This is a genomic window from Ascidiaceihabitans sp., from assembly GCF_039986515.1.
Taxonomy (GTDB): domain Bacteria; phylum Pseudomonadota; class Alphaproteobacteria; order Rhodobacterales; family Rhodobacteraceae; genus Ascidiaceihabitans.
This window is the reverse complement of record NZ_JBDWQO010000007.1, coordinates 893,484-911,670: the sequence shown is the minus strand read 5'-3', so window position 1 is coordinate 911,670 and position 18,187 is coordinate 893,484. Positions and strand designations below refer to the sequence as shown.

The following is an 18,187-nucleotide window of genomic DNA, read 5'->3' as shown; positions in this document are numbered from 1 at the left end:
ATGAAGACATTGATCGTGGGCGGGGGGCTGTCTGGTCTGGCACTTGCCCATGGACTTGAGGCCCAAGGCGCTGATTATCTGGTGGTTGAGGCGCGGTCACGGTTCGGCGGCCGAATTCTGACGCACCGTGATGCGGGCGGATACTTTGACATGGGCCCTGCGTGGTTCTGGCCCGGTCAGCCGCGTATTGCAGCCATGATCGCGCGATTGAATCTGCAAAAATTCGACCAGTTCGCCGACGGTGTGCTGACCTTTGAAAACGAACATGGTCAGGTCCAGCGCGGTCAGGGGCTTTCATCCATGGAAGGGTCGTGGCGGCTTGCCGGGGGATTGGGCGCGTTGACAGACGCACTGGCCAACGGCCTTCCCGAAGGTCGAAAACGGCGAAATGCGGTGGTGACGCGGCTGGAACATCTGGAGGGCCACTGCATCGCCACGCTGTCCAACACTAAGACAATCCGCGCCGACCGCGTTGTGCTTGCGTTGCCGCCACGCGTTGCCGCACAGATTGAATTTTTGCCTGCTTTGCCTGTTGGTGCAATCCAAACCATGCAGGGTGTGGCCACGTGGATGGCGGGGCAGGCCAAGGCTGTTGCCGTTTACGACCGGCCATTCTGGCGCGATGAAGGGTTATCGGGCGACGCCATGAGCCGCAAAGGACCTATGGTCGAAATCCACGACGCGTCGCCTGCAACGGGTGGACCTTATGCGTTGTTTGGATTTATCGGCGTTCCACCCAATGGCCGTGCAGATGAACACATACTGCGGCAGCACCTGCTGGCACAATTGGTCAGATTGTTTGGACCACAAGCGGCAGAGCCCCGCCAGCTTTACGTGAAAGACTGGGCTTTTGACCCCTTCACCGCGACCGAGGCAGACAAAGCCCCGCTTTATGCGCATCCCACATACGGGTTGGCCGAGGCTATGACAAATCTTTGGGACGGCAAATTGCACTTCGCCGGGACCGAAGTTGCACCGGTTTTTGGCGGCTATATCGAAGGTGCTTTGGAAGCTGCGGAAAATGTTCTAAGTACACTGAACTTGTAAAATCGGACTTAGAACATGGCCAAAGACACAAAAACCAATCTTTTGGATTCGGCAGAGCAGGCTGCGCGAACGCGTGGTTTTGACGGATTCAGCTATGCGGATCTGGCGGCAGATGTCGGGATCACAAAGGCCAGTATCCATCACCATTTCTCAAACAAGGCGACATTGGCTGTGGCTTTGATGCAGCGATATTATTTGGATTTGGAAAGGGCCTGCGCCGAGATTGATCAAGAACAGACAACCGGTGCGGCGCGTCTTGAAGCGCTGGTTTTGCGGTATCGTGGTGCGCTTGATGACGGGCAAAGCCTATGTCTTTGCGTGTCTTTTTCCACAAGCATCCAAAGCCTGTCCGCCGAGACGATAGCGGAAATGAACCGCTTTAGATCGATGATGATTGATTGGCTGGCCAAGACATTTGCGCAAGGCAAGGACGACGGAACCATAAAAGATGTTGTGGATCCAATGGCCGAAGCGGCCGCCACCCTTCCTTTGTTAGAGGGCGCACAACTTGCGGCTCGCGTGGCGCAAAATACTGAGCGCTTCGACGCTGCAATGCATGTGTTGTCTGCACGTTTGCGCGCTTAGGTTGGAATACGGCTTTGTCCGTGCACCGACCCCCAAGGCGTTTTGGCCGGCTTGAACGACAAAAGATCATCTTGCAGCCTTTTCACGTAAATCTATATCAAGCTTTCTGCCATATCCGCATCTTCCATCACAGCAAGGCGGGTCAACGAACCTGTCAGATGCGCATTTAGAAACAGAACCACCATAAGACGCTTATGGTCGTGCTGTGAAACAAAGGGTTTCATGCGCTCAAACATCATCGCCCCGTTTGTGCGGCTGTCTTTCTGGTCCAAGGCTTGTAGTTTTTTGTCGCCCTGCGTTGAACCCAGAATATCGCGCATCACGGGTTCGTCTTTCAAAAATTGAGAGTAGCCGCGCACCATCTGATCAACGCGCCCGGATGCGTCATCAAGGCTTTGGATGCCTTCCATTTGCGCCTGCAACGCCATGTGCATGCTGCTGCATGATATCCGTGACCAGTGTGTGTATGACTGCGCTTTTGTTGGGAAAAAACTGGTAGACTGTTCCGATTGGAACACCGGCGCGTTGTACGCATCCGCCTATTTCATCTCATCCAAGATCCACTCATATTTTTCGGACTTTCCGATGCCGGATTACTATCCGAACTACCCGTCAAACCGTCAGATTTTTGATTATATGAAGAATTTTGCCAGACATTATAATTTGTACGATCACATCACTTTCAACACCGAAGTCACGCAGACCACGTTTGCAAATGACGTGTGGGATGTGACGCTGGCGCACCGCGAGACACGGCAGTATCGCTGGATGGTTTGTGTTTCAGGCACGACATGGCACCCCAAAATGCCTGCATGGGCATCACAAACAGATGCGTTTGATGGTGAAGTGCGCCACGCAAACAGCTTCCGACACATGGATGAATTCCGTGGCAAAAGGGTCTGGTTGTCGGTGCGGGTAATTCCGGTTGTGACATTGCGTGTGACGCGGCTGTGGCGGGCGATGCGGCCTTCATCAATGTGCGGCGCGGCTACCATTTTGTACCCAAACATATTATGGGCAAGCCTGCGGATGTTTTTGGCGACGAAGGCCCCCATGCTGCATCGCGCGGCCGCTGCCCGCGCGATGCAGCAGCGGCGTTCGGGTTATATCTTTTCTATCATGTCGATGGCGGCGATGGGCCATATGAAAGACAGCGCAGCGTATTCAGCGTCCAAATTGGGGCAGAAGAAAAAGCAGGCATTTTTGCAAAGGTTTCAAACCAAGTAAGGGAATGACGTGCCGAAAGATGACCCCTGTGCGCCGTTACACACACAGGGGCAGGATTGCAGTGATCGGTGACGTATAGCCAGATCAGAACTGCAACAAGTGTTGGCTTAATGGGGTCTGACCCTAGCCAAACACCCCGTCTTCCACAGTCACAGTGTTGATGATGTTTCCGCTCGCGTCATAGGTGTAGGTTTTGGAATAGTAGTCTTTTGTTTCTGACCCGTCGGTAAAGACCCGTGTTTGCAAGATGCCGCCCGTGGCGTAGGTTGAGCTGGTAATGTCGCCGCTGTCTTTCACCTGATGTACCGATGCAAGATCGCCCGCTTCATCGTAAACGCGTTCCAATGTGTCCCAGCTTTTGGTGTTTGCACCGTCATCCATGAATATCCGGCGCAAAGAGCCGTCCTCATAGTATTCGCGCGTTCTGTCAAAGCCGTTGTCAAAGACGAAATGGTCCCCGACAAATGTGCCTTCTGCGTTGAATGTCTTTTCACGCAAGTCCCAGGACCGGGTGTTTGATCCATCCGAAAGCCCAACAGTACGTGCACCGGATTCCGCATCGTATTGGGTAATTTTGGCATCGCCCGTGTCGTAGGTTATGGTTCTTTGCGTTGCACTACCGCCTTCGTATTCAGTGACGATGCTTTCCCAGATTTGCCCGAGCCCATCGTCGGATTCGTCAAAGAAGGACACTTGGTCCACGATGCCCGCGCCATCATATTGCGTGCGCACCAGACGGTCGTCGTTAAACAGGATAACGTCTGCTGCAAGGTCACCTTCCGCGTTATATTCCTTGGCACGGGCTGCCACATTGGCGGATGGGTTTGTTGTGTATGTTGCCTCGACTGTGCCGCCGTTGTCCAAGGCCCGAAACAACGTCAATGGTGCTCCGCTGGCGTTTGTGACAATGGTCTGAAGGATGTAATCTTCTTCGTTCTCATAGTCGTAGGTTGTTGTGGTGGTGGCCCCCGTCTGGAACAGCGTTGTTGCGCTGTGCGCTTGCCCGTCGGTGCCATAGACATAGGTGGTGTTTGCCAACCCGTTGATAAAATCCTCGCCCAAAGCGAATTCCATAACCACCGAAGTGCCTTCAGTGGACGTCACCTGAAACAACACTTCGAGGAATTCGTTAAGGTACTCTGTCACGGCGGGGTCGTTCGCATTTGGTCGCGACGACACATATGCGATGTCACCACTGCCCGTGATGTTGTGGATCAGCTCTGCCTCATAGGTTTCGCCTTGGGCGGACACGCTGTAGGTAACGGTGTCTTGCAATCCAAGATCGAGGTTGAAAAACGAATGTCCCTCAACCCATGCAAAAGGGGTGAACATATACGTTCCATCACCAGAGATGGTGTAGGTCCCAAACGTGCTGTTTACGGATGTCGGACCTTCGCCCGCGATCACGATCCCATTGACGCTTAGACTGTCATAGCCGTTGTCGAACGTGTCATTTAAAAACACATTGCCCGCAGAGGTTTCGGTTTCTGTCACATCGACAATGTCATTGACGGCTGAATTGGGATTGGCGGGCATAAAGTGTTCCTCAAATTTGATGGGGTCACTTTTGGGATCACAGGTGCGGCGTGTAAACCCTTTGTGCTCTGATGTGCACAAACTTCCCCTTTAGGTAGGTGCCAGTGCATAAAACAGATGATACTTCGCCCCCGGATCCGAGGTGGGCCGCATTTAAATCCGCTTGGATATGGGCCGAAAGTGCGGCACATGGGGGATATGACAGATACCCAAACACCGTTTTCGTTTTCCTTGAACGCCACTGACGGCAAAGCCCGCACTGGCGTGATCCAAACCCCGCGTGGTGACATTCGGACACCTGCGTTCATGCCTGTGGGCACCGCGGCCACCGTTAAGGCGATGATGCCCGAAAGTGTCCGTGCCACGGGGGCGGATATACTGCTGGGCAACACCTACCATCTGATGCTGCGCCCCACGGCGGAACGCATCGCCAAACTGGGCGGGTTGCACAAGTTCATGAACTGGGACCGCCCGATCCTGACGGATTCAGGTGGCTTTCAGGTGATGTCACTGGCCGGCCTGCGCAAGCTGACCGAAAAAGGCGTCACGTTCAAATCCCACATCGATGGGTCGAAACACGAAATCACGCCAGAGCGCTCGATGGAGATCCAGGAACTGCTCGGCTCTGATATTGTGATGTGTTTCGACGAATGTCCCGCACTGCCAGCGGATCGCACACGCATTGGTAAGAGTATGGAATTGTCGATGCGCTGGGCGGCACGGTCCAAGGCAGCCTTTGGCGACCGCCCGGGGCATGCGCTGTTTGGCATTCAGCAAGGCGGTTTGGAACAGGATTTGCGCGGGCAAAGCGCCGAAGCCCTGCGCGAGATCGGCTTTGATGGGTATGCCGTGGGCGGTCTGGCTGTGGGCGAGGGGCAGGCGGCGATGTTTGATTGTCTGGACTATGCGCCGGATCAGCTGCCCGTGGACAAGCCGCGTTACCTGATGGGCGTGGGCAAACCTGATGACATCGTGGGGGCCGTGGCGCGGGGCATCGACATGATGGATTGCGTGCTGCCGTCGCGCTCGGGGCGCACGGGGCAGGCGTTTACGCGCAAGGGCGTGGTGAACATCAAGAACGCGCGCCACGCCGACGATCCGCGCCCGCTTGATGAGGGCTGCGCCTGTCCTGCCTGTTCCAACTATTCCCGCGCCTATCTGCATCATGTGTTCCGCAGCCACGAGATGATTTCGGGGATGTTGCTGACATGGCACAACCTGCGCTATTTTCAGGACATTATGGACGGTATGCGCGGCGCGATTGCGGCTGGCACGTTTGAGGCGTGGCAGAAAGACTTCCACGAGGGCCGTGCGCAAGGGGATATCGAACCGTTGTAAAAGGGGGCCGTTGGTATGGCTGAGTTACATGATGCGAGTAAGCCTGCGGGGCATTTGATCAAGGTGCGCGAGGATGGATCGGCGCTGCGCAATGACGGGGGGGAGTTGACGCCAGCGGCGCAGAACCCGTGGTATGTGCTGGCGACGGTGTATGTGGAATACGATGATCTGTAGGATGCGAATCTCGTGGCAAAAAACCGGCGCATTTGGAATGGCTGGGCTTGTCAGGGCCATGAGCGGCGACAAGATATGCGTTAAATCCAACATGATGCTGCGAGGCGGAGAAGGTCCGGTTTGAGCCCAGAGTGTAGAATGCTGCATCTTGCACGAACGGCTGCTATCGAGAAATCGTTGAGAATCCGGTGCTGTCGTACGAGTTCTGGCCGGGCCGCAATCATTCCAAATTTGCCTGCAATTTCTTCAATTCAGTCGGTTAGTAAATTCGAAACCGATTTCACCGTAAGGTGTCGCATGCTTGGAACCTTAGGGACGAGCGTGGTGCTCGACGTATCGGGTGGTTTTTCGTCGGAGTTCGTTTTATGGCTATTGGGTATTTGGTTTCTCTGGGCAACAGTATCCTGGATGCAGGTGATGCGATTTCAGGCAGCCAGTCGACTTTCACTACAAGCGACACAATCGGCACCGGCAGCTGGACTTGGAGCGGCATCTGGGACGGCGACGGTCAAAACTATAACAACGTTACCGATTCAGGCACTTATCAATACGCCACAGATGGCAATGTCTATTTTGTTCCCGACAACTGGTATACAGCTAGTGGCACAGCCAGCGCGGCCGCCACTCCTAGCAATATAACCTCAGGCACTTCGGGTGATGATACCATCACCGGCACGTCAGGCGATGAGGTCATTTATGGCGGTGATGGCAACGACTATTTGACCGGCCGTGCCGGCGACGATTTGATTTTTGGCGGCGAGGGCAATGACAACTACGACACCGATACCGGCGACGATACGTTTTACGGTGAAGGTGGCGACGATTGGGTCGCTGTTTACTACAACATGGATGGCGAAACGCTTTTCGGTGGTGAAACCGATGAGACTTTCGGCGACCTGCTTGAGGTTTATGGTGATTTCGCCGGTGTCGACGCATCGATAACCCTCACCGGGGATGGCGACGGCACGGTTACTTTCGGTGGCGAAACCGCAAATTTTTCGGAGTTCGAGCGGTTCTATCTGCATTCCGGTGATGACACCTTTGATGGAACGGCGGCGACATCCGATCTGTCTGTGACGACAAGCACTGGCGATAACCTTATTGTCGGTGGGGCAGGTGACGATGTACTTTCCGGGGGCAGTGGCGAAGACACGATTGAAGGCGGGGCGGGTTCGGATAGCATTAATTTGGGCGGCGACAGTGATCGCGATACTGTTGTCACGACCAATTTTTCTGGATCAGATGTAATCTACAACTTCGACCTAACCGATAGCGGCGATGGCACCACGATTGACCAGCTCGACGTCTCGGGCCTGATTGACGGCGCCGGCGATCCAGTCAATGCGTGGGATGTCGTGGTGACCGACACCAACGGCGATGGCACAGGTGATGCGATCCTGACATTCCCCAACGGGGAAAGCATCACCCTGCAAGGGGTTTTGGCCTCTCAGGTTGATAGCGCACCTGAGCTGAACGCGATGGGTATTCCCTGTTTCACAGCGGGCACGCAAATTGCGACGCCGATGGGTGATATTGCGGTTGAAGACCTGAGTGTGGGTGATTTGGTCGCGACTGTCGAATACGGTCCGAGGCCCGTGCGCTGGATCACAAATTCAGATCTGGGTGATCCGTCAGGGCCACTGTCAGATAATGTCATGCCGGTACGGATCAAACCGGGCACCATGGGCAACTCGCGACCTTTGGTTGTGTCGCCACAGCACTGCATCTTAATGACAGACGCTCAAACGGGTGAGAATATCTATGTCAAGGCAAAACACCTAGCCGAAGAAACATGTATGGCCTCTTTTGCACGGGGTCTGAAGCGTGTGACATATGTTCATGTTCTGTTGGGTCAGCACGCAACACTGTTTTCAAACGATATCCCAAGTGAGAGCTTTTACCCAGGTCCAATGGCAATAAAAATGTTATCAATACTGAAACGCGCGAAGCTTTATTCGTTGGTACCCGACTTGACTCGCAAGCCCGTCAAGGAGGCATACGGTCCGCGCGCCGCGCTGATCCTGACCCGCAAGGAGGTGCGCACGAGGGCAGCCAGTAGAAAATTGGCGAAATATTCAGCCAATTTCAGGGCGGCTTGACTATGGCAGAGCGGTTGTAGCGATGTCTTGATACGTGGCTGAACTCAACAGTCGGCCTTTTGAAATCGTCGAGCTAAAATTTCTATCGCTTCGTCTGTCAGGATAACGCCTAAGCCGACGTCCGACATGAACGTAGCGACAGGTTTCTCAAGAGGCCGAAATCTGGGAACCCAATTGCCCATCTAAGTTATGCTTGTGTCGTAAGCGGTCATTGAACGAAGACTCTCGAAAGTCAGCTTTGTCCGCATAGCTGTCATCCAGACAGCAGCAAGTGCTTCAATGTGCACGAACGTTAGCTTTCCACTCCTTGGCTTTACCCGCAAGATGCATCCGCATTTCTTTAAATGCACCCCCGCATGGCTCGACACGCTGTCCGGCATGCAATCCATCTTCGGAGTGATATTGCTGTTCTTAGTCGGCTTTGCCCTGCGCAACCGCTTTCGCATCAAATAGGGGTTACCGCCTGCGCACTCGCTCTATCAGCTTCACGGCCCAAGGGCGCAGTTTGATCTTCACCTCGTAACGGCCTGTGGCGGTCGGGGGCTTGGGGCGGGCGATGGCGTGGGCTTGGGGGGTGTCTGTCTCGCCCATCACTTGCGCGCCCACGTCTAAAGTAGCCTGAAGGCGGGACAGCGGGATATGGTCCAGCGCGGTCCAGTCCTCGGCCTTTAGCGCTGCATGGGCGGCGTCCAGATCAGGGTTGTAGCCTCGCGCGGTTGCAAACTCCGCAGAGCTTTCGGCGTAGCGTGCCAACAGCGCTTGGCGCCGGGCAGGGGGCAGCAGGCTTTGGTCGCGCGTGCTGCTGTCATTGGGGGTTGCAAAGAACGCCCCCATCAAACGGGCACGCTTTTTGGCGCTGGGCTGCACCATGTTGATCATTTGCATCAAAGCCACGTCCTCGCGGTGCGCAGAGGCATAACGGGGGGCCGCTACGCGCCCCAGATCGGTGGGCAGGCCGCCCAATGCGCAAAACCCTGACCACAATGCGTCCTCGGCGCGCAACGCGTCGAAGTCTGCCAACAGCACGGGCTGTCCGGTGATGTTTTCAAAGGGGCGGAACATTGCGTCCAGATCCGTCAGGTGGCCGGTGTGGTCTACAAGCACCTCGTCGATGGACCGCGCACCCGATGGATGCGCAGATGTGACCCATTCGCGGTAGAATGCTTCGACATATGTATCAGGGCGGCGCACAAAGGCGATCACATCCACAGATGCGTAACCGCCAAGACGCGCCATCAATGCGGCAATCATCTCTTCGCGGTTGGCTTGTGTAGGAAACCCCATGTTCTCGGCCGATATTAAAACCGTACGGGCGGGTGACAGCGCGATTTCTTGATGCAGCGCAGTCCACACCGCGTCGTCATCGCTGCGCAAGGCCCGCAGCAGACCTTGATGGCCGGACATGGCGCCTGGGCGCCCGTCGATGCCCTTGTCACCATCAAACCCGGTCTGCGGCACCAAAACACCTTTGCGCAGCAATGCGGTGCGGTGGTGGTACAGGTGGTGTTGCACAAAGGTGGTGCCGGTTTTGTGAAGCCCGATGTGTAGCACAAGTCGTTTGGCTTTGTGGGATACGGCCTTGGGAACCTGCGCAATGGGGGCACGGGCCTGCATGATGTCATGGGCCTGCGTAAACTGGCCTTCGCGCCACAGCTTGTGCAGTTCAAAAAAGTCCGCGCGTGTGATTTTGCCCTTCTTGGTGCGCATCCCGACACGCGACGTGGCCGCCACCATAGGGTCGGAAAAGATTTGATGCCCGAAACTTGCGTCCCCCAAAAGTGTCTGGATGCGTTGCCCCATATCATCATATGCGGGGTCTTTGGCGGCAAGGCGGGGCAGAATATCCATGTCCCAGATCAGCCGTGACACACAATTGAACAGCTCGCGTTTTTCGTAGCGCTGGGGCAGGGCGTGCGCTTTGGTCTCGGCCTTTATGTGACTTAGGCACTTTTCCAGCAATTGCACTTGCAACAGGTGGGTGTCGGGGGTCGTGACCGTGCTGGAAATGGAATTGGCCCGCTGGCGCCACACCCGGACCGGAGCGCCCAAAAACGCAACCTTTTGTGCTTGGGTAATGGTGTTCAGAACGAACAGGCGGTCTTCGAACTTGCGCTGGGCCACATCGAACCACAGGTCGTTTCTGGCAAGGAAATCCGCACGGTACAGGCTGGACCAGCTGGAAACGATAAATTGGGCTTCATCCGCAGCCATGCGGCCTGACACCACACGCTGGCGCATATGCAGCTTTTCATCACGCATCAACGGCACGCCGTGGGCCGATCCCGTGCGCCCCATATAGCATCCTGCGTGCGTGATGTCGGCTTCTGTTTCGCGTGCGTAGGTTGCGTGTCGGTTCAGGCCACCCACCGTGTAATAGTCATCGGCGTCCAAAAATCCGATCAAGTCGCCATTGGCGGCGTCTATTCCGGTGTTGCGTGCCGCAGACAGGCCTTTGTTTTCGATATGGTGGATGACCCGTGCATCAAACCCGTCAGTTAAATCGGACAGGTCTTCGGGGGTGAAATTTTCGGGGTTATCGTTAACGACGATCAACTCAAGCTGTGCGATGCCTTGGTTGCGTATGGACCGCAATGCAGTGCGCAAAAATGGGGTTTCATCGAAAAAAGTGACAACAATGGACAAAAGGCCTGACGTCGGCGCACCAGAAAGCATCGACAACGCCCCCCGTCAGAGGCTGGATTGGTCGTTGTCATCGTCGCCGTCTAAAGTAACGGCAAAGAGTGCAGCAATTAAGGCAGCCAAGATGGCAGCAGTAGGCATTTCGACACCTCCCCAGGTAAGTCACAATCAGTTTACCTCAGGTGAACGGGCACTGAAACCGATTCTGCAAATTTGTTTAAAATAAGGCGCAAATGTTGAGGTGTTCTAACCAATTCCTTTTCAGGCTTCCGATTGTTTCACGAATTGACGTTAATCATTTGCTGGATAGGCTTGGAAACACCACGGGGCAGGGCAAAATGCGTCTTTTTATTGCCGCATGGGTTTGTCCTTGCACAGGACGCACCGGATGTTTTGGACGGGGCATAATTCTACTGACATTTTTCTACATGCCATTGCACCTGCAGGCTACTCAGGTCATTCTTACCCTTGAAATAGGCAGGCCTGTGCAACACATACACATGTCTAAGATGGACGTTGCCAATTCGTTGCCTCCAAGAGGGACGTGAGCCGCGTTGCCAAATAAAGGAAAGAGCATGCAAGAGCCCCTTAACGCTTCCTACCCCGTGCTTCCGTTGCGCGATATTGTTGTGTTTCCACATATGATCGTGCCGCTGTTTGTCGGGCGCGACAAATCTGTGCGCGCATTGGAAGAAGTCATGTCTGACGACAAACAGATTTTGCTGTCCAGCCAGATCGACCCGTCCGAAGACGATCCCGAAGCCGGCGGCATCTACAAAGCCGGTGTGCTGGCGAACGTCTTGCAGCTGTTGAAATTGCCCGATGGCACCGTGAAGGTGTTGGTCGAAGGCCAAGCGCGTGTGCGCATCACAGAGTATCTCGAAAACGACAGTTTTTTCGAAGCGCGGGCAGAGTATTTGACCGAAATGCCCGGGGATGTCGCAACAACAGAGGCGCTTTTGCGCACAGTTGGCGATGAATTCGAACGCTACGCCAAAGTCAAAAAGAACATCCCCGAAGAAGCGTTGACCGCCGTGGGTGAAACGCAAGAGCCTGCCAAACTGGCGGATCTTGTTGCGGGCCACCTCGGCATTGAAGTCGAACAAAAGCAAGACCTGCTTGAAACGCTCAGCGTGTCCGAGCGCCTTGAGAAGGTGTACGGTTTAATGCAGGGCGAGATGTCCGTGCTTCAGGTCGAAAAGAAGATCAAAACACGCGTCAAAACCCAGATGGAAAAGACGCAACGCGAATATTATCTGAATGAGCAAATGAAAGCCATCCAGACAGAGCTTGGCGATGGCGAAGAAGGCAAAAACGAAATTGTCGAGCTTGAAGAAAAAATTGAAGCTACAAAGCTGAGCAAGGAAGCCCGCGAAAAGGTGGATGCGGAGCTGAAAAAGCTCAAAAACATGTCCCCCATGAGCGCGGAAGCGACAGTTGTGCGCAATTACATGGACTGGATTCTGGGCGTGCCATGGGGCGTGAAATCGCGGGTCAAAAAAGACCTGAACCGCGCACAGAAAATTCTGGATGATGATCACTACGGTCTTGAGAAAGTCAAAGAACGTATTGTCGAATACCTTGCTGTACAGCAACGGTCCTCCAAATTGCGTGGCCCGATCCTATGTCTGGTGGGCCCCCCTGGTGTTGGTAAGACATCGCTTGGTAAGTCTGTGGCCAAAGCGACGGGGCGTGAATTTATTCGCATCTCTTTGGGTGGCGTGCGCGACGAAAGTGAAATTCGCGGTCACCGTCGGACTTACATCGGGTCCATGCCAGGCAAGATTATTCAGGCACTGAAAAAGGCCAAAACCACCAACCCGCTGATTTTGTTGGATGAAATCGACAAGATGGGGCAGGATTTCCGTGGTGATCCGGCGTCTGCAATGCTTGAAGTTCTTGATCCGGAACAAAACTCGACTTTTGTCGACCATTATCTGGAAGTCGAATACGATCTGTCCAACGTCATGTTTCTGACCACCTCCAACAGCTATAACATGCCCGGACCATTGTTGGACCGTATGGAAATCATTCCGTTGGCAGGTTACACCGAAGACGAAAAACGTGAGATCGCAAAACAGCATTTGATCGCAAAACAGGTCAAAAATCACGGCCTGAAAAAAGGCGAATTCGAGCTGACGGACGGTGGCCTGAATTCGATTATCCGCTACTACACGCGTGAAGCGGGTGTTCGGAACCTTGAACGTGAAATTGGCAAAACTGCGCGTAAGTCATTGACAAAGATTGTCAAAAAGGAAGCGGAGTCTGTGTCTGTAACAGACGAGAACCTTGAAGACTTTCTTGGTGTGCGTAAACACCGCTTTGGTCTGGCGGAAAAAGATGATCAAGTTGGTGTTGTAACGGGACTGGCTTGGACGTCTGTGGGCGGCGATTTGCTGCACATCGAGGCGCTGAAGCTTCCTGGCAAGGGGCGCATGAAAACGACGGGCAAGCTGGGTGATGTGATGAAGGAATCCATCGACGCGGCATCGTCTTACGTGCGGTCCATCAGCCCTCGTATCGGTGTGAAGCCCACCGTGTTTGACAAGATCGATATTCACGTTCACGTACCCGATGGGGCGACCCCAAAAGACGGGCCATCGGCTGGTTTGGCTATGGTGACGTCGATCGTTTCGGTTCTTACGGGAATCCCGGTGCGCAAAGACATTGCGATGACAGGTGAAGTGTCCCTTCGCGGAAACGCGATGCCAATTGGTGGTTTGAAGGAAAAACTGCTGGCGGCTTTGCGTGGCGGGATCAAAACCGTTCTCATTCCGGAAGAAAACGAAAAGGATATGGCCGATATTCCTGATAACGTAAAAGAGGGTCTTAAGATCATTCCTGTGTCCCATGTTTCCGAAGTTTTGAAACATGCGTTGGTGGCGACGCCGGAGGAGATCGAGTGGGATCAGGAAGCGGAAGATGCGGCAGCTGCAGCAGCCGCTGCGACGACGTCAAGCGGAACCGCTGGCGCGACCGCGCATTGATCACAAACGTTCGTTAACATTTTTCGGGCGGTCCAGTTTTCTGGGCCGCCCGTTTTTTTATAAGAACGGGCAGCACTAACCCTGCCATATGGAACTTAGTTTATGCACTTAAGCCATAGAGTAACAAAGCTCTGACAACTGTCGCTGTGGTGAAAATAGCCCGAAATATGATAAATTGACTTCAAACGCTAGATATTCACGCCCCAATTGCATAGACTGTCTCCGAATTGGCAACAAAAACAAAAGCGTGTTGATTGACGATCCGCACAAGAAAGGCCCAAATGACGAGCACAGCAAAAGCGTCTGTTAAAAAAACAACCTCCGCAAAACCAGCGGCCAAAAAACCGACAAAAGCGGCTTCCAGCAAAACCGCATCTGCGTCTGCAAAGACCAAGTCCGCGACGCCTGCGAAGACCTCCGTTGACAAGACTGCGGTGGTTACGGCTTCTGGACCAACGGCTGCACCTGTTGTCGTCGAATCCTTACAAACCGTTGTGAGTGGCCCGGTTATGCGCAAACGTGAACTGATTGATCTGGTGGTCGAAAAATCCGGAATTAAAAAGAAAGACGCCAAACCCGTTGTCGAAGCGATGTTGGCCGTATTGGGCGAGGCTGTCAGTGATGGCCGCGAACTGAATTTGGAGCCCTTTGGCAAAGTGAAAGTGCGTCGCGCCAAGGAAATGCCCAACGCGCGCGTGATGGTGACCAAAATTCGTCAATCCATCAACACAGTGCCAGAAGCTGCAGAATAGCAAACTGGTTTAGGCGCGATTTTTTGCGCCGCGCACACTCTTGCACGTGTGTATTCTTTTGACTAAACGCGAACCGACCGGAACGGTCGGGTGATTAGCTCAGTGGTAGAGCGCTTCGTTCACATCGAAGATGTCAGGAGTTCAAATCTCTTATCACCCACCATTTTTCCATTTTGGATTCTGCCATGAACTTCCCTGAACTATATGTCCTGCGCCACGGTGAAACCGAATGGAATGCGCAAAACCGGATGCAGGGAACGCTGAATTCTCCTTTGACCGATTTGGGTGTTGAACAAGCACGCCGACAGGGACAGATATTTCAAGGCATTGATCTGAAAGGTTTTTCGATCTTAAGTAGTCCACAAGGCCGTGCGTTTCAAACTGCGGCTTTGGCCTTGGCTGGACGGGTCGATCATATTCATACTGACAAGCGGCTTATGGAAATCGGTGTCGGGGAATGGGCTGGACGCATCCGGTCGGAACTGGCGCCGCCTGATCAATTTGAAGACACGCCCGATGGCGCACTGGAGCTTTACGAACTTGCGCCAGGCGGTGAGGGATTCGCAGCATTGGAACAGCGTTGCAAGGCCTTGCTGTCGGACCTGTCGGGGCCGACTGTGATGGTCACACATGGTATAACATCGCGTGTTTTGCGGGCGACAGTATTGGGATTGGGCCTTGCTGGCATGGCGCAAATGCCTGGCGGACAAGGCGTTGTCTATCATTTGAAAGATGGTGTGCAAAAACGTTTATCTTGAGGCTTGCGTCTGCCAAAATCTTTGGCTAAACACCGCCTTACCGGGTCGTTAGCTCAGTTGGTAGAGCGCTTCGTTTACACCGAAGATGTCGGGAGTTCGAGCCTCTCACGACCCACCATTTACCCACATGAAAATATACCTTCACGCGCCTATTGTGGGCGATTTCGGTCTCGTAGTTCGTAGAACCGCGCAATTAGGCTGCTGAATTCATCCGCTAACGTCCTTTGATGCGGACCTTAAATGCACGTTTTGCGCCTTTTGGCGGTGCCGGGAAAGGTGCCGCGCGGCGAACAAGTGCAACTGCGTCTCTGTCTAGCTGCGGTGATCCCGAGCTTTGTGCAATCGTTGCGCGGTTTACCGCGCCAGAATCGACAATTGAAAATGAAACAATCGCAGTCCCCTTTGTTGCGGCACGCGGGCGCTTTTGTCGTGCGAGCCGTCGCATCACAAGACCGGGATAATTTGAAACAGCTGCATTTGCGGCTTTGGTATTTGCTGTTGCCTGACGGGGTGCAGCAACGGCGGCCTTCGCTTTGGCCTGACCTTGCGTGACGCCGGCACGGGCATTTCTATCTGCGTTGCCGCGTTGAGGCTTCGGTGTGTCTTGAACTGATTGTGTTGGTTTCTTTTGAGGTGCGTGGGCCTTTGCAACGTCCAAAGACTTTGGCCGCACCGCTGGTCGGCGTGACACTCGTGGAGTTGTCTCTGTGATCTGTGGCAAAGCTTTTTGGATCGGTTTTTCAAGGGCAGGCGGGGTTTGCGCTGTCACGATTACTGGTACCGTAACTGGCACTGAAACGGCTTGAGGGCTCACAGCAATTGTTTCGACCTGCTGGACCGGTTTCAGAACGCTTGCTTTTGGTGAAACCATGGCTGCAACCGACAACTGAACGCTTTCTGTGGCCGTCGTTTGGGTTGTTTCCAGTGCATCGGTCGACGTGGCTGGTGTGTCTCTTGATTGAACCGTGCGGGAAATGTCTTGGGTGTGGATTTGGGGCGCTTGCGCGGTCATAGTCCCAACGGACATGTCTTGAAAACTGTTGCCAAGTTGCGTGACGCTGGTCGCAGCACCGCCTGCAAGCGCGGGCTGCGTTGCAGATGAATTTATGCTTAGAACCGATGCGTGGGCGACTGCGGACGCAAATAGCAAAGCCGCTGCGACGAATTTGGAACGACGAATTTTGGAACGACGGATTTCGGAACGACGGATCATTGTCGTGCTTTCTCTGACAGGATCACGACGCGTTGTGCGCCTGCCGCGCGCAACTGGCGTGCGATCGTGATCATACGTAACGCAGGTGTGTTTTGATCCGGCATGATCCGTGCCGTTCCCATCGGGCTTTGCGTGGCTGCAAGAAAACCACTGACATCAGTTGGCTTTCCAAGATGCATCAAGCGCCCATCTTCCATGATGACAAGCGCGTGGCTAGGTTCGGCCCCTTCAAGATCTTGCGTTTTCACCAACGTTACGTTCGAATTTTTCGGGGCTGAAAGCGTGCCCGCGACCATGAAGAAAATCAGCATCAAAAAGACGATGTTGATCAAGGCGATTGTGGGTTCGCGTTCTTTTCGGATGCTTGGACGGTGTATCATGACGCCCCCATGACACTGACCGGAAGGTTCGGAATACCGCGCACCGACACCAAGACATCGGCCAATTGTTGCGCAGACACGCTGTCATCGACATTCACCAGCAACACGATCGGGTCGACCAGATGCAGTGTTTTGACGGCCGTATTCAAATCCGACGGCATAATGGTGCGCCCGTTCAAAGACAGTGTGTTTGCGTTGACCCGCAGAAAGGCGAGGTTGGTGTCTGCGTTCCGGTTTGCACTGCCACTGGCCGCTTGCAATTCGACCTCTGAGAAACGTGAAAATGTCGAGGACAGCATAAAGAACAGCAACAGCAAAAAGATCACGTCGATCAGCGACGTCATCGACAGCTTGCGTCGCCGTCTTTCGGCTTTAAGCGGCATGGGTCAGTGGCCTGTAGGTGTTTGGTGTGTGGATGGTATTTAGCGCCTGATCAGCGAAAACACGTTCTGCGGTCATTCGCGCCTCGAACCACGACAAAACGACTGAGGTGGGCATGGCAACGGCCAGCCCCACGGCTGTTGTTAGCAAAGCCACCCAGATCCCCCCCGCCAGCAGCGATGGATCAACCGACGACCCTGCATCCTGAAGGGCTTGGAAAGCTTCGATCATGCCAAGCACGGTGCCAAACAAACCCAGCAATGGGGCCAGCTGGGCAACCGTATCCAGAAAACGAAACCCTCGTTCCAGCTTCAAAAAACGCGCTTCGGCTTCTGCCTCCATCCGTGACGAGACGTCTTGGGTGTCGGGCGCGTTCATGGCTTGTGCGACGATGGGCGCCAGATAGCTTTTTGAGACGTGCAACGCGGTGGCCGCATCTTGGTTCTTGCCTGCGTCCCAATGTTCAAGGGCTGTACGAATGGCGTTGTGCTGCCCCACGCGGGCCATTCGAAACTGCCACAGCTTGTACAGCACGACCGCAAAGGTCAGCACCGAAACACCAACAAGGACGGCGACCACCGGCCCGCCCAATTCGTAGATGCCAATGATGCGATCAAGGTCAAACATGTCTTATCCTTTAAGCTCGATATCGATACGGCTTGATGTGCCCAAACCCGATCCACAAATGTCGTTCGGATCACCAGCCACGGTGCAGGTATTGGCGCCATTGATCAAAACCATGCCGATGCGGCTGCACGATGTATCCTTGACCTGAAACTGCCGCACACGCGGGACGCCGGTGGGCAACGCGCCGAAATCGAACAGGGTCAACATCAGCACGCCTCTTTCTTTGGAAAACAAAACGGTCTCGTAGATCGCTTTGTCGACAGGCGTGTCTGTCTGATTTGTGACGACAAAAGTGACGCGGCAGGCTTCGCCCACGAGATCAGCGGCGTTCAATTCCATAGAAATGCCTTTGGTGGTACCCGCAGATCCCGCCGCCCCCCAAAGGACTGCGAGACCTGTTAAGACACAAAAAATGTGGCGCATTGGCTGCATGATGTTTCCTT

The 18,187-nt window shown here is 54.3% G+C and carries 17 protein-coding genes and 2 tRNA genes; 11 read left to right on the top strand and 8 right to left on the bottom strand.

Annotated features, from left to right (window positions below):
• Positions 1-1,047 (top strand): FAD-dependent oxidoreductase, encoded by a 1,047-nt coding sequence (locus ABJL60_RS07110; RefSeq protein WP_348373684.1) that lies wholly within the window; start codon positions 1-3, stop codon positions 1,045-1,047.
• A 15-nt stretch (positions 1,048-1,062) separates the two neighbouring features.
• Entirely contained in the window at positions 1,063-1,632 is a 570-nt protein-coding gene (locus tag ABJL60_RS07105; protein WP_348373683.1) for a TetR/AcrR family transcriptional regulator, read from the top strand.
• Positions 1,633-1,724: 92 nt separating this feature from the next.
• Here the strand turns inward: ABJL60_RS07105 and ABJL60_RS07100 are convergent, their stop codons facing one another.
• Positions 1,725-2,060 carry a hypothetical protein gene (locus tag ABJL60_RS07100; RefSeq protein ID WP_348373682.1) on the bottom strand — a complete coding sequence of 112 codons (336 nt, stop codon included), beginning with the start codon at positions 2,058-2,060 and terminating at the stop codon, positions 1,725-1,727.
• A gap of 4 nt (positions 2,061-2,064) precedes the next feature.
• On the opposite strand from ABJL60_RS07100, the gene ABJL60_RS07095 reads away from it, so the two are divergent.
• Entirely contained in the window at positions 2,065-2,859 is a 795-nt protein-coding gene (locus ABJL60_RS07095; RefSeq protein WP_348373681.1) for a hypothetical protein, read from the top strand.
• Between the two features lie 123 nt (positions 2,860-2,982).
• Here the strand turns inward: ABJL60_RS07095 and ABJL60_RS07090 are convergent, their stop codons facing one another.
• Complete coding sequence (locus ABJL60_RS07090) at positions 2,983-4,395, bottom strand: hypothetical protein (protein ID WP_348373680.1); 1,413 nt, start codon at positions 4,393-4,395, stop codon at positions 2,983-2,985.
• A gap of 198 nt (positions 4,396-4,593) precedes the next feature.
• On the opposite strand from ABJL60_RS07090, the gene tgt reads away from it, so the two are divergent.
• The 3 genes from tgt (at position 4,594) to ABJL60_RS07075 (ending at position 8,006) form a co-directional block, all read left to right on the top strand.
• Positions 4,594-5,733 (top strand): tRNA guanosine(34) transglycosylase Tgt, encoded by a 1,140-nt coding sequence (gene tgt / locus ABJL60_RS07085; protein WP_348373679.1) that lies wholly within the window; start codon positions 4,594-4,596, stop codon positions 5,731-5,733.
• A 15-nt stretch (positions 5,734-5,748) separates the two neighbouring features.
• The gene (locus ABJL60_RS07080) at positions 5,749-5,907 is read left to right on the top strand and encodes a hypothetical protein (protein WP_348373678.1); all 159 of its coding nucleotides are present in this window, start codon (positions 5,749-5,751) and stop codon (positions 5,905-5,907) included.
• Between the two features lie 365 nt (positions 5,908-6,272).
• Positions 6,273-8,006: a Hint domain-containing protein gene (locus ABJL60_RS07075; RefSeq protein WP_348373677.1), complete on the top strand. Its 1,734-nt coding sequence runs from the start codon at positions 6,273-6,275 to the stop codon at positions 8,004-8,006.
• A gap of 456 nt (positions 8,007-8,462) precedes the next feature.
• Here ABJL60_RS07075 and ABJL60_RS07070 read toward each other — a convergent pair whose 3' ends face one another.
• Positions 8,463-10,679 (bottom strand): glycosyltransferase family 2 protein, encoded by a 2,217-nt coding sequence (locus ABJL60_RS07070; RefSeq protein ID WP_348373676.1) that lies wholly within the window; start codon positions 10,677-10,679, stop codon positions 8,463-8,465.
• A gap of 542 nt (positions 10,680-11,221) precedes the next feature.
• Here ABJL60_RS07070 and lon point away from each other — a divergent pair.
• The 5 genes from lon to ABJL60_RS07045 all read left to right on the top strand — a co-directional run bounded on the left by lon (position 11,222) and on the right by ABJL60_RS07045 (position 15,261).
• Entirely contained in the window at positions 11,222-13,633 is a 2,412-nt protein-coding gene (lon, locus tag ABJL60_RS07065; protein WP_348373675.1) for an endopeptidase La, read from the top strand.
• A 281-nt stretch (positions 13,634-13,914) separates the two neighbouring features.
• Positions 13,915-14,385, top strand: a complete 471-nt coding sequence (locus ABJL60_RS07060; RefSeq protein ID WP_348373674.1) for an HU family DNA-binding protein — start codon at positions 13,915-13,917, stop codon at positions 14,383-14,385.
• An 88-nt stretch (positions 14,386-14,473) separates the two neighbouring features.
• Positions 14,474-14,548, top strand: a tRNA-Val gene (locus ABJL60_RS07055).
• A 22-nt stretch (positions 14,549-14,570) separates the two neighbouring features.
• The gene (locus ABJL60_RS07050; RefSeq protein WP_348373673.1) at positions 14,571-15,143 is read left to right on the top strand and encodes a histidine phosphatase family protein; all 573 of its coding nucleotides are present in this window, start codon (positions 14,571-14,573) and stop codon (positions 15,141-15,143) included.
• A gap of 42 nt (positions 15,144-15,185) precedes the next feature.
• Positions 15,186-15,261: transfer RNA gene (locus tag ABJL60_RS07045), tRNA-Val, on the top strand.
• 96 nt (positions 15,262-15,357) lie between these two features.
• Here ABJL60_RS07045 and ABJL60_RS07040 read toward each other — a convergent pair.
• The 5 genes from ABJL60_RS07040 to ABJL60_RS07020 are packed head-to-tail and all read right to left on the bottom strand — an operon-like array spanning position 15,358 to position 18,176.
• Positions 15,358-16,356 (bottom strand): TonB family protein, encoded by a 999-nt coding sequence (locus tag ABJL60_RS07040; protein WP_348373672.1) that lies wholly within the window; start codon positions 16,354-16,356, stop codon positions 15,358-15,360.
• The gene (locus ABJL60_RS07035; RefSeq protein WP_348373671.1) at positions 16,353-16,736 is read right to left on the bottom strand and encodes a biopolymer transporter ExbD; all 384 of its coding nucleotides are present in this window, start codon (positions 16,734-16,736) and stop codon (positions 16,353-16,355) included. Before ABJL60_RS07035 ends, ABJL60_RS07040 begins: the two co-directional genes overlap by 4 nt.
• Positions 16,733-17,119, bottom strand: coding sequence for a biopolymer transporter ExbD (locus ABJL60_RS07030; protein WP_348373670.1), 387 nt, complete (start codon positions 17,117-17,119; stop codon positions 16,733-16,735). Before ABJL60_RS07030 ends, ABJL60_RS07035 begins: the two co-directional genes overlap by 4 nt.
• Positions 17,109-17,744, bottom strand: coding sequence for a MotA/TolQ/ExbB proton channel family protein (locus ABJL60_RS07025; protein WP_348373669.1), 636 nt, complete (start codon positions 17,742-17,744; stop codon positions 17,109-17,111). Before ABJL60_RS07025 ends, ABJL60_RS07030 begins: the two co-directional genes overlap by 11 nt.
• Before the next feature lie 3 nt (positions 17,745-17,747).
• On the bottom strand, positions 17,748-18,176 hold the full coding sequence (locus ABJL60_RS07020) for a hypothetical protein (protein ID WP_348373668.1): 429 nt from the start codon (positions 18,174-18,176) through the stop codon (positions 17,748-17,750).
• Positions 18,177-18,187 lie beyond the last annotated feature (11 nt).